Origin of the sequence: Paenibacillus sp. FSL H7-0737, assembly GCF_000758545.1 — a bacterium.
GTDB lineage: Bacteria > Bacillota > Bacilli > Paenibacillales > Paenibacillaceae > Paenibacillus_AQ.
The window spans coordinates 3,025,170-3,037,970 of record NZ_CP009279.1 but is presented as its reverse complement, the minus strand read 5'-3'; the positions used below and the strand labels follow the sequence as shown (position 1 = coordinate 3,037,970).

Annotated in this window: 10 protein-coding genes; 1 reads left to right on the top strand and 9 read right to left on the bottom strand. The window is 39.7% G+C overall.

Going from position 1 to position 12,801, the window contains the following annotated elements; all coding sequences use genetic code 11:
- Positions 1-2: 2 nt before the first annotated feature.
- The 3 genes from H70737_RS13175 to H70737_RS13165 all read right to left on the bottom strand — a co-directional run bounded on the left by H70737_RS13175 (position 3) and on the right by H70737_RS13165 (position 3,615).
- On the bottom strand, positions 3-1,157 hold the full coding sequence (locus H70737_RS13175; RefSeq protein ID WP_042187860.1) for a Ger(x)C family spore germination protein: 1,155 nt from the start codon (positions 1,155-1,157) through the stop codon (positions 3-5).
- Complete coding sequence (locus H70737_RS13170) at positions 1,154-2,596, bottom strand: spore germination protein (RefSeq protein ID WP_042187858.1); 1,443 nt, start codon at positions 2,594-2,596, stop codon at positions 1,154-1,156. The genes H70737_RS13175 and H70737_RS13170 overlap by 4 nt, the downstream gene beginning before the upstream one ends.
- A gap of 158 nt (positions 2,597-2,754) precedes the next feature.
- On the bottom strand, positions 2,755-3,615 hold the full coding sequence (locus tag H70737_RS13165) for a DUF421 domain-containing protein (protein ID WP_042187856.1): 861 nt from the start codon (positions 3,613-3,615) through the stop codon (positions 2,755-2,757).
- Between the two features lie 208 nt (positions 3,616-3,823).
- On the opposite strand from H70737_RS13165, the gene H70737_RS13160 reads away from it, so the two are divergent.
- Positions 3,824-4,030: a DUF1657 domain-containing protein gene (locus H70737_RS13160; protein ID WP_036678243.1), complete on the top strand. Its 207-nt coding sequence runs from the start codon at positions 3,824-3,826 to the stop codon at positions 4,028-4,030.
- Positions 4,031-4,115: 85 nt separating this feature from the next.
- On the opposite strand, the gene H70737_RS13155 is transcribed toward H70737_RS13160, so the two are convergent.
- From H70737_RS13155 to H70737_RS13130, 6 genes are all read right to left on the bottom strand, one after another.
- Entirely contained in the window at positions 4,116-5,864 is a 1,749-nt protein-coding gene (locus H70737_RS13155; protein WP_042187854.1) for a sensor histidine kinase, read from the bottom strand.
- A gap of 16 nt (positions 5,865-5,880) precedes the next feature.
- A complete protein-coding gene (locus tag H70737_RS13150) occupies positions 5,881-7,467 on the bottom strand; it encodes a response regulator transcription factor (protein WP_042187852.1) in 1,587 nt (528 codons plus the stop codon).
- 168 nt (positions 7,468-7,635) lie between these two features.
- Positions 7,636-9,321, bottom strand: coding sequence for an extracellular solute-binding protein (locus H70737_RS13145; protein WP_052404491.1), 1,686 nt, complete (start codon positions 9,319-9,321; stop codon positions 7,636-7,638).
- Between the two features lie 72 nt (positions 9,322-9,393).
- Positions 9,394-10,290 carry a carbohydrate ABC transporter permease gene (locus H70737_RS13140; protein WP_042127373.1) on the bottom strand — a complete coding sequence of 299 codons (897 nt, stop codon included), beginning with the start codon at positions 10,288-10,290 and terminating at the stop codon, positions 9,394-9,396.
- A 29-nt stretch (positions 10,291-10,319) separates the two neighbouring features.
- The gene (locus tag H70737_RS13135) at positions 10,320-11,288 is read right to left on the bottom strand and encodes an ABC transporter permease (RefSeq protein WP_042187850.1); all 969 of its coding nucleotides are present in this window, start codon (positions 11,286-11,288) and stop codon (positions 10,320-10,322) included.
- Between the two features lie 262 nt (positions 11,289-11,550).
- Complete coding sequence (locus H70737_RS13130) at positions 11,551-12,771, bottom strand: FAD-dependent oxidoreductase (protein WP_042187848.1); 1,221 nt, start codon at positions 12,769-12,771, stop codon at positions 11,551-11,553.
- Positions 12,772-12,801 lie beyond the last annotated feature (30 nt).

Sequence of the window (12,801 nt, the reverse complement as noted above, 5' to 3'; positions counted from 1 at the left end):
TCTTATTTTGCTGTTCCAAAATCCACAATGCTAAAATCTGTCTTCACTTTAATATCAGCCTCTTGAGCATAATAATTATCCCACCGCTCTCTAAGCTGTTTCCATTGCTTTGGATCGTTCCATTCTAGTAACAATCCGAGTTGCAGAACATCGGCACCTGCTTTTTGGGTATTACGAATAGCTTCGTTAAGATTATCAGAGACTTTCTCTTTAAGCTTCGCAATGATAATTTGGCCGAGTTCCTCTGCATCCCTATTCTTAGGATCCCTTAAATAAATTACACTAGCTTTCCCCTTTAAATTCACTGTAAACACAGGACCCTTATCCGTTTTATTTAACTTCTTTGATGATTTTGTGCTTACAAATACAACACTTGCGGCGCTTTTTCCCTCATCCCAATCGACGGAGTAAACTGCCAGCTTAAGACTGCCTGCCGCCCAAGCTAATGCCCTTCCCTCTTTAAGCTTAAGAACTCCTTTCATCTTATCTTTTTGAAACAGCATTGCCCCTTGGATTCCTGCCCAGAATTCCGGTTTTCCATCTTTAGATGTTTCTTCTTTTTTACCAAATGAAAGATTGTTTATAGCAAATCCAACACCGGATGCCTCTGCATACAGGCAATCCTTAATCGTAGTAGAAAACAAATATCTCTCTGATCCAAAGTTCCTTAGTACATCCGAGGGTATTTGCTCGTAAATAGGTGTTAAAGTATTCATCTCTTTTGCACTTCCCGGACTAGCCATAACAAAAGCACCCAGAGGAAGACTTGGTTCTCTTTCAATCCATAATAGTAGTTCGCTGATTCCTTGTTCAGCAAAGGTCTTCCCTAAGACAATTACTTTTAATTGAGCAAGACTAAGCTGACGTGTTAAGTCTTTTTGTATTAACAGCATGGCATCTGCAATCGTTTCTGCGGTCTTAGAGACGGTAGAATAAGTATTACCGTCTCCTCCACCGCCATTTGAAGGTTGTCCAGCTGCGTTAAGACGATTGGGCAAGGGTGAGTTAATCGTAATTTCAACAGTATTTGGTTCTTTGCCTTCATCGATAAACATTCCATATACAAATGTTAGTTCATCCAACTCAACCTTCGACGACCAACAACCTGTTATATTTAGGAGCAGGATTACAATCACTCCTATCTTCAGGATTCTCATTTCTCTTTCTGTCTCCTTTTATTCCTATCAGTATAGAGATTGCTGCGTTTCGTCATAAAGTTCGAGGGAAAACGAGCTAATGTATCCTTCCAGTCCCGTAACACAAGTGGGGCAACGGGTTGCAAATATGGAGCACCTAACGGTCTTAAATTAGCTAAATGACCGTAAATCAAAAAAGCTGTAATATATACCCCGAGCAGCCCCATTGTTCCACCCATAACGAGTAACGGGAAACGAAGTAGCCGGAAAGTCAGACCTAGCTCATAATGTGGAATGATGTAGGTGGCAATTCCAGTAATAGAAACAACAATAACCATTGGAGCAGATACAATTCCTGCTTGGACCGCAGCCTGACCAATAACGATACCCCCAATAATTGAAACCGTCTGTCCTACAGGTTTCGGAATTCTAGTCCCGGCTTCTCTAAGCGCTTCAAAGGTAAGCTCCATAATTAAAGCCTCGGTAAGCGCTGAGAAAGGAATGTTCTCTCTCGCAGAAGCAATTGTAATTAACAGGTTTGGTGGAATGATTTGAGGATGAAAGGTTGTAATCGCTACATAAAGTGATGGAAGAATCATGGATATGATTGAGAACAGAAATCTAACAACACGAATCCAGCTTGCTGCATAAAAGCTTTGGTAATAATCCTCAGAGGATTGCAGCATGGTGAAAAAAGATGTCGGAGCGAGCATTGCAGTAGGTGTGCCATCTTGTAAGATTCCGATTCGGCCTTCCATTAAAGAAGCAGCCACCGAATCAGGACGTTCTGTATATTGAAATAACGGAAATGGCGTGAGATTACCATCCCTTAAATATTCTGATATATAACTAATCCCTAGTATCCCGTCGATATCTATTTCATTTAGTTTCTGTTTTATCTCTTCAAGAACTTCTTTTTTGTAAAGTCCTTCAATGTAGACCACATACACATCAGTTTTTGTATATTTACCAATCGAATAATGAATGGTTTTTAGATCCGGATGTTTAATTTTATGTCGAATCAAAGAGAGATTCGTTTCAATATCTTCAATGAAAGCCTCTTGGGGACCAATCACAACAAGTTCGTTTTGTGATTCGGTCACTGATCTTTTTTGATATTGGGTAATTTCAAAATAATAAACATAAGGAAGATCCTCTATACAAAGCACTACTTTTCCAGCAACGATCATATCTACGACCTTCTGTAAGTCAAATGCCTTGAGATATTGGATAGGAAAAACAATTCCTTGATCTAACCGTTCTAAAAAATTCGCCCATTCGAGCTTTGCTTCTGCTTCTGTTTTTAGCGGTAAAGCAATACTTTCATGAAGTGTCTTAGAATCGATGATGGAAGGGATATAGATCAAAAGACATGTGTGCCCATGAACAGAAATGGACTGATACACCGCATCACTGCATCCCTCCAGTTGATCTTTAATAGTTTCTAGAATTCCTGACATAGGCTGTATACCTCCTTGGTTGTGACTTGCGAATCTGGCTTAGTTTGCCAATTGTTTACGAGGTTTATACTTCCTACTCCATTCAGCTGTATACGAAAAAAAGAACCGATGTGAAAAATCGGTTCTTTCTTGCTTTTGGGTATGAGCTTTGTAGCACATCAACTTTGGATTAAAGGCTTTAGTACTTTCAAAGATGCTTGCAATTGCTCTGAGCATTGTTCGTACATTTTTTTAGCTTTTTCATTTTCTGTCGACAAACTGAACATTTCCAGATCCGCTTCACATTTTTTTAGCAAAGCATATAATTGTGGTTTATCTTGTGGCTGTGGAACTTTAAAGTTGTCGGCATACAAATCGACTGTCAGCTCTCCATAAGAATCAACTTGAGCGAGAAATACATTCTCGACGGTTAGCCCCATTTTCTCTAGCGCTCCATCAAGCCAGCTGCGAGTCAGATTTAAGGTATCTAACGGTTTATCTAATACTTTCCCATCCATAATGACGGCTTGTGACTCTTTCTGTGGGGCAACCTTCACACCCAGGTCTTTTGCCGATAGAGGGAGATACTCCTTCTTAAGCAGAACATTAATCGCTCCATCAGACTCCATAATCGCAAATTCCACTTCAGATATATTGAATACATCCTTTTTACGTAGCTCTTCCAATAATTCATCTGTTGTTAAACGTTCCTTTTTCATATGATCTTCAAGTATTTTCCCGTCTTTTATAAGAACGGTGGACTTAAAGTCAATGAAGTCTCTTGCTTTTTTACTCTTCATCTGAAGCCATTCAATTCCTAAAGAACAAGCGACCCATACAATCAGTGCAATGAGTCCTAAATGCCAATACTTATCCGTATCCAAAGAAATATAGGCGGCTAAGCTGCCGACGGTTATCCCCGTAATATACTCGAAGAACGAAAGCTGCGATACTTGTCTCTTCCCCAGTAATTTAGTTAAAAAGAAAAGCACAACCACAGCAAAGAGTGTTCGTACTACAACCTCCAACCACTCCGGCATCACAATTTTCCTCCTTTTTTAAATCAACACTTGTTTATTAACACTCATTATTTGTCAAAAAAGGTCCATTCAATCCTGAATTAGACTACTTATTTATGGAAATCGGTTAACATGTAAAGCTTCTATTTTTTTCCTGCATAACTAAAGTAACGGTTGAGGACAATAGAAAACGTCATGCTAGAAACTTAAAACAGAGGAGAGAAACCTAATGACAGTAGCCTCACAAGTTAAAACATGTTTATCTTCTTTAAAAGGCGCTCAAGCGAGCTTGGAGCAATTTGCACTTGAAACACAAAACGAAAGTGCAAAAACTTTATTCACAAATGCAGCTGAGCAAACGCAACAAATCGTTACACAGGTTGAAAATCGGGTAACCGAATTAGAGTCAGAAGAACCTCAATACAAAGGTTTCTAACGATCACTTGAACAATCAAAGGGGTCATTAAGCTAGCGATAACTAGCTTAATGACCCCTTCTCTACATCATCACTGCTATACCGCTTACTTTCTTTTTTTGGCAGGAATCAGGATCTGAACTGATGTTCCAATTCCGACACGACTAAAAATACTTACGCCATACTCAGGTCCATATTGCAGCTTAATCCGTTGATCCACATTACGGACGCCATAACCTGTATTTGTGTGTCCCTTCGAATCGAAAATTTGATCAATACGCTCTTGTCTGATGCCAATACCATCGTCAATAATACGGAAGAGAATATTATCGCCTTCCTTACGTCCTACAATCCGTAAATGAATGTGATCGCCGCACCAAGCATGCTTCAGGACGTTCTCGATAAAGGGTTGTAGAATCAGTTTAATGGTCTCATAAGGCCAGATCTCAGTATCAAAATCAAACAGAACCTCTAAGCGGTCACCGTATTTAATTTTCTGGATTTCTAAATAGGCGTTTGCTTGCTCAATTTCAGTTGGAACCGGGATCATCGTACGGCCCTCATTAAGCGTTAAGCGGTAAAACTTCGCTAATTCCATCACCATCTTCTGCAGCTTCTCATTTTGACCAAACTTGGCTAATTGAATAATAGACGACAAAGTATTGTACAGAAAATGTGGGTTGATTTGCGATTGTAGGATTTCAAGCTCCGCTTCCTTCTTCTGGAGCTGCGTCAGATATACCTCTTTAATCAACATATCAATATTTTCACCCATATCATTCAGTGCGGTTGCTATCTGAGAGAATTCATCCTTCCCTCGATATTTAATACGCTTGTGAAGATCACCTTCCCGATAGGCATTAAGCACATATACGAACTTATTAATCCGAATCGAAAAATAACGGGATATAAATATACCTACAAAGCTAAAAACCACACAGCATATGAGACACATTAAAATAATAAACAAACGTACCTTCATTGCATCCTTTTCAAGGATTGCAATCGGAACAAGCGCGATTAATTGCCATGCTTGGTTAGCAACCATAATCGTTTCTTTAATCGTCAGGTAATCCTTATTTAGCTCGGCTTCATTAGTATAGTTCTCCGGTAATTCACCCGATTGATACATCGTTCTTCCAAACTCATTCTTTATAATTAAATTACTTCCTTTTCCTATCTTCGTATAATTGACACTGTCAAATAGATCTGGAATCCTTACATTAATCCGCAGGAATCCTATCTCTTTAGGCTTAAGAGGCTCGTATGTATCAATTAGTCTACGGAGTAACGAGATGCGATTATTCTCTACATCACTCTCGATCTGCCACCATTTCATAGTTTCAGCGTATTTTTCAGTTGGAAAATCATAATACCAGGACTTACCTTCAATCCGTTTCATGTGGTAGAGATGATAAAAGCTACTATTATCCAAATAGCCCTCAAGTGAATTCGAATAGATCTCAGGGATCGATTCATTCTTTAAGAATAGCGACATCCCTATCTTCACACCAGTAGATTGAATAGCTACGTCAAGCTTTGGCAGCACCTTCTTAGACATCCGATCGTAATTTTCCCAGCCTTCCTCATAACTCCGAAGATTCCGATAAAAATCAAAATCACTGTATAATTGCGTTGATATTCGAGTAACTTCGTCCATTTTATAATCAATATTGTCACGAATCTGCAATAACGTTCCTTTAATATTCGTATTGATATGTTCGCGTAATGAATCATTATACATGGAATGAGAGACGAACCCTATCAAGGATATAGGAATAATAATAAAAAACATATACGTCAGCATTAACTTATAACCAATCGGCACATACTTATGTCTTCTTCGTAATTTCATAGAACATCATCCCCCATCACTTGTCGCGCTTACGATACTCCATAGGTGTCATACCATAAGCCTCTTTGAACTGTCTGCTGAAATAAGGGAGATACCGATAGCCTACCTTGCTAGCGATTTCATAGATTTTGCAGGTCGGATCTTTTAAAAGCTTGCCTGCTTGATCCATTCGAAGCTGTGTAAGCACTTCACTGAACGTTTTCCCTGTTTCCTCTTTGAATAGATAGCCCAAATAGTTAGGGGAGAAAGAGAACTGCTGCGCAATATCTTTAAGCGTAAAGTTATCGCTCATTCTATCCTGCATCGTTTGAATGATTTCTCTAATCAATTTATGGTTCACTGAATCTGATTTACTACGCAGGTACTCGGAGATCTCAAACGTTTTGAGTACGAGCCACGAGCGAATATCACTGATCGTATCGAATTGGTGTAAAACATCTAAACTATGTATTTCCATACCTAAAATTTCAAATAAATCCTCACTAACATCCTTTAACTGCTGATCCAGCTTCCAAATGATATACATTGCCAGATTATGAATAGTGAATTTGGATCTCAAACTACTTACAGAGCGGAATAACTTGTCAATCTCATCATAAATAAGAACTAGCTCATACTCTTTCACCGCTTTAAACAGCGTATCCATACGGGTATCTAACATACGAGCATCGATCATCCCTGGTTCACTGCTAACGGTCTCATACATTATTAGATTGCCTTTGCCAATAAACATTTTTCCGTCCACAGCTTCCATAGCTTGTCGATAGGAGATATGAATCTGTTCCATAGAAAATGTTGGTTTGCCTACACCTACAGTCATTGTGACTGGAAACTTCGCACGAATCGAGGCGTAAATATCTTCAGTGAACTTTTCCATTTCCTGCTCGTTAATCAATAATGCAATCCGATAGGACGATACCTTGTAGCAATGTGGCATTCCGTGCTTCTGACCTATTCTATTCACTTCATAAAGGAAGTCCTTAGCCATTTGATGTTTAGATAGATTATCCTGTCCTTGAAGCCAGTTGAAGTAGTCAAGCTCCAAGACAGCTACACGAACAGGCCAATTCAGCTTATCCAGACCGTATGACTTCACAAGCGACAACATTCCGGCCTGGCTACCCTCTTCCCCTTCCCATTCCCCTTCGAATAAGCGTATCAACAAATCATTTTTGGCCATTGGAATCATATGCTGATAGGCTTCTTCAACATCACGTCGTTTACGTTCATCGTCTAAATCCTGCCTTACTTTCTGAAGTGCAGCAATGAGTTCGCTATCATCCATTGGCTTAAGGACGTAGCTATACGCCTTTAGTGACAGTGCTTGCTTAACATAGCTAAAATCTTGGTAACCGCTTACAAATATCACGCGTATATCCTTTTTTTTCTCTATAGCAATTCGAGCCAGCTCAAGGCCCGACATATTCGGCATATTCACATCGCTTACGATAATATCAATAACATGCTGATCTAAAATATCGCACGCGGTAAACGCGTTATTTGCTGCCTCTACAACTTCCATACCAAGCTCATTCCAAGGAATAAATTGTCTCATACCTTCTAGATCCAGCATCTCATCGTCTACTAATAATACGTTGTACATCAACAAGTCCCCCTTTGAAATGCATAAATCTGTCCCTGTAAATTCTACCATTACTCTTTCCCAGTATACCATTCATAAATTTGTCTACCAGCCTATAAACAATGAGTCATCGGAATACAACGTAAAAACGAAGGCTTGCCTAGTAGCAAACCTTCGTATTACTAATTATTATTTTCCTAAAGCTTTCTTGTTTTCTGTCCATACTTTTGTAACATAATCAAGGAATTTCTCATAACCAACCTTCATGGAATCATCATGTGCTTTGTCAAGAATGGCTAATGCTTCTGCATCGGTCTTAGCATACATTGATTTCGCTCTAGCAGTTAGCCAGATATCTCTAACGCTTTGTCTGATAATACCTTCTTCACTGTCTGGAGCCGGATCCCAGTTTAGGAACTCCGTAAAGTCGCCTTGTGAAGCCCACGTTACTTCCATCTGCCAACGGTTACTAAAGTCGATCTTATCAGCTGGAAGGGTTTGCAACATCATTTTCTTCGTATTATCCAAGAAAACCGTGTTTCCTACCCAAACCAAGTCACCAGCCTTACCGCTGATTTCAGACAATGCTTCTGGCTCATTTAGATATTTATCTTTATTAAATTTAGGAGTAAGTCCATCTGCTTCAAAGCCATCCCAGTAAGCGTCTGGTCCTGGAGGGCCCCAGTTCAGAACCATAGAACCTTCTGCACCTGTCATCCAATCAAGCATTGCGAATACAGCTTCTGGATTTTTAGCGTTTTTAGTGATTGTAGCCACGTTCCAGCCTAACTGATTGTACGTTCCCGGAGTGATTTTACTTTGATCCAAGCCCGGTTTGTAGATTGGTTTAATAAACATATAACCATCTTCCGGATTTTTCTTCTTCATCTCTTCATCAGCAGTAGCGAGCAACTTCATCGGATCGAATGTCGCAATCACAGCGAACTTACCGTTCATCGCTTTCTCTCTGATTTGGTCTTCTGTTTGGGTATTCGCATCCTGTGTCATAAGCTTCTCACGCATTAATTTAGCACCAAAGACAACGGACTCACGGAACCCTTCATCTTTGTAAATGGAAGCCATTTTGTCGCCATCAGGTACAGCATATATTCTAGTATACGAAAGGTTATTCTCTTTAAAAGAGGAGAACAACTGGTCAATACCGTTACCATCTTTCGCTAAGCCAGTCTCAAACGGAATAACATCTGGGAACTTCGCTTTAACAGCATTTAAGTAAGCATACAAATCATCCGTAGTCTCTAGCTTAGGAGAACCGAGTTCTTTGTAAATTTTCTTATTGATCGCATAACCGGCATTACCGTTTGGCTGTGTTGTATAATAATTCGGCAGCTGATAGATTTTACCATCAGGAGAACGAAGCAATTCCAAATGTCCAGCTGTTAAGTACTTTTTAAAGTTTGGATATTTATCAATGTATTCATCCAAAGGAACTAGCATATCCGCTTGACGAAGACGCTCTACGTCAGCACCTTTCTCAGTCCATACAATATCCGGTAGCTCATTACCAACGATCATCGTTTGCAGCTTCTGAGCATTATTACCACCAGAGCTAATTCCAGTGACATTGATTTTCAAATTATCTAAAATCCATTTAGAAGCAGCATCTTTGCCCCATTTCGGCATTTGATACCAGCCGTAGTTTCCGTAGAATGATACTTCAAGCGGTTCTTTCCCTAACTCATACAAATCAGCCGCTGGAGCTTCAGTTGCTGTGTTAACCGCTGTTCCTCCTTCTTTCACTGGTTCAGCAGTTGCAGCTGGAGCGCTTGAATTGTTGCCACCACAACCCGCCACCACAGTCGACAATAGCAAGGTAGACAACGTTCCGAGAAGCATCTTTCTCTTAGTCTTCAATGTATTTTCCCCTTTCAATTTGTAATCTATGTTCAAAGCAATATGCTCTAAACCCCATCTCATTCTATCATCCTACTCTTTCAATGATCCGACCAAGACACCTTTAACGAAAAATCTTTGTAGGAATGGGTATACACATACAATCGGAATGGTTGCAACCATGATCGTAGCCATCGTTAATGACTTCGACGTTATTTTCTTGGCTGAGTTAATATGAGCAATGGAACTTGCATCTACATTAGACAGCTGTTCTGAAGCAATATTAGAGAACAATATCTGTCTCAAGATGGTCTGAATCGGCATTAACTCCTCTTTCGTAATGTAAATACTCGCTACGAACCACTCATTCCAGTGATTGACTGCTGTGAACAATGATAATGTTGCGATGACAGGCCCTGACAAGGGAAGTACGATTCGGAGAAAAGTTCCCCAGTATCCGCAGCCATCAATTTTTGCTGACTCCTCTAAACCTTGCGGAAGACCTTGGAAGAAGGTCCGGAATATGATCATATTCCATACGCTGACAAGTGCAGGAATAATAAACACCCAAAATGAGTTGAAGAGGCCTAAACTTCTGATAAGCATGTATGACGGAATGAGTCCCCCACCGAAATACATTGTAATGATACACATAATCATGTAGTATTTGCGACCCATTAGTTCGCGCTTCGACATCCCATAAGCAAATATCGAAGTGGCCAATATCGCTGTTACTGTACCAATTACCGTCCGCAATGTTGCAATGACGAATCCACCCATTAAACGAGAATCTTCAAATACGATCTTATAATTCTCAAGCGTGAACTCACGGACCCAGAAAGTAATTCCGCCTTTGGAAGTATCCATCCCCTCATTAAAAGAAATCACAAGTGAATTCCAAAATGGATAAAACGCGGAGAATGCCAGTAAGGTCAAGAATACATATATGAATCCAATAAACAATCGGTCTCCTATGTTAGTACGTTTCATAATTCAGTCCCCCTATATTGAGTAATTCATTACCACAAGCTGTTTCCCGCTCTTCTGGCAATGAAATTTGCAAAGGTAAGTAATGTCACACTGATAACGGCCTTGAACAATCCGATAGCAGTCGCATAGGAGTACCTGAAGTTATCTATACCGACACGTACAACATATACATCAACTGAATCTGATACCTCTCGTAGAGCCGGATTGGAAGCAAGGATCAAAATATCTTCAAATCCTGCATTCACCAGATTACCGATCGCCAAAATCATAAAGATGATCACAACTGGCATAATGGAAGGCAACGTAATCAAATATATCTGTTTAAAGCGACTCGCACCATCCATCGAAGCAGCTTCGTATAAGTGCGGATCAATACCAGCAATGGCAGCTAAGTAAACGATTGAGGCAAATCCAATTTCCTTCCACACATTGGTTGTAACTAAAATGCCCCAGAAATATTCGGTCATAGACAGGAAGTTAATCGGTTCATCGATAAATCTCAATTTCTCAAGCAGCATATTTATACTGCCATTATCTACGGATAGCATCGAGGTAACCATCGAGCCGATAACCACCCAAGATAAGAAGTGAGGCAAGTATGTAACGGTCTGAATAACCCGTTTAAAGAACATCTTACGAACTTCGTTCAGCATTAACGCCAAAATAATCGGTGCAGGAAATCCAAAACAGAACTTCAGTAAGCTGATTATGATTGTATTTTTCATAACCACTTCAAATTCAGGAGCATTAAAGAAGTAAATAAAGTGCTTTAATCCAACCCAATCACTGCTAATAAAACTATTACCTAACTTGTAATCTTGAAAAGCGATTAGAATACCGTACATGGGGATATAGGCAAAAATAAAAACTAAAACAAGTGCTGGCAATACCATAAGCTGCAGATCTATTTGCTTAAAAAAGCGTCTTATCCCGCTGGTCCGATGCTTGCCGATATTCGGTCTTGATGTCTTGTCTGGTGCGACGCTTGCGTTCGCCATATGTAAGTCCTCCTAAACCTAGATTCTTATAAATAAAGCATCTTTCATGGCTTTCTCTCTTTTTGCAGCCTTGGTTCTCCTCTACTCTCCCTCCGTTGATTTGCTATCTTATGAATTAATCTTAATATCTAAGCGCTTTCAAAGGTATATGACAAAACAACTATTATTGATACTTTGACACTTTCTTGAAATAGCTCGTCCAATTAATAAAAGCATAATTAAAAAAAGCCCTATGCAGAGATATCTGCATAGGGCTTTTCCATCAATTCGTTAGAGCATTCAATATGTTATCACTTATCTTATCTGTAATTACCCTTTGGATCTTTCCATCATCTAGATAAACTATAGAAGGTACTGAATCTATTCCCAGCTTGGCAGCAAGTCCGGGTGACTTATATACATCTACCTTTGTGACCCTGATCTCAGTATGGGATTGTTCAAACGCCTCAATGAGTGGTAATAGCTCCCGACAAGAAGGATCAGTTGCATTCCATAAATAAACAACGGATGGTTTTCCTTGATTTAGAATTTGATGCTCATAGGTCTCACATTCAGAGATATACTTCTCTGCACCATACCCTGCAATGGCACCATCGCCAACAGCTGTAGCCACTTGCTTAAGGAACTTATCACATACATCGCCTGCTGCGAACACACCAGGTATATTTGTTTCCATTTTTTCATTGACTAGGACATATCCATTTCGATTCAACTCAACTACACCTGATAAAATTTCTGTGTTCGGGGTATATCCAATAAATAAGAAACATGAATCAACCTTTACGTTTTGCAGTTCATTAGATTTTAAATTTTTCAGGACGACGGAATTCAAACGTTCCTCACCTTCGAAAGAGCTTACCACCGTATTCCACATGAATTCCATTTTAGGGTTTTCTAGTGCCTGCGTTTTGGCAATTTCATTACAATCCATTTTCCCATGATCATGCATAACAGAAACGATTACTTTATCTGCAAACTTGGTCAGAAACATTCCTTCTTCAATAGCTGCATCACCACTGCCAACAACCATAACCGTCTTTCCCGTATTTGCTGCAGCGTCACAGGTTGCACAGAAAGAAATTCCTTTATCATATAAGAACATATCTTCATTAGCTGCCCCGGTAATTCTTGGTTTTCCCCCACTGGCTATAATAATGACCTTGCACTCATAACGAAGCCGAAAGGTCTCCACTACCTTAATATCTTCCGCTACCGAAACAGATTTTACATCTGTCATTTTAAAATCCACACCAAATTTCTTAGCTTGTTTATGAAATAATCCCATAAGGTCTGTACCGGTCGATCCTTCAGGAAAACCAGGATAATTTTCTATTTCATTAGTATAAGTGGCAAGACCACCTACCAGTGATTTTTCCAAGAGGAGAGTCTTTAATTTTGCACGTCCACAATAGATTCCCGCTGTTAAACCAGCAGCCCCGCCACCGATAATGACGACATCATACTGTTCTGTCTTCTTTTCCATTCCTTTTGTCCCTCCTGTGAGTCTGTGCCT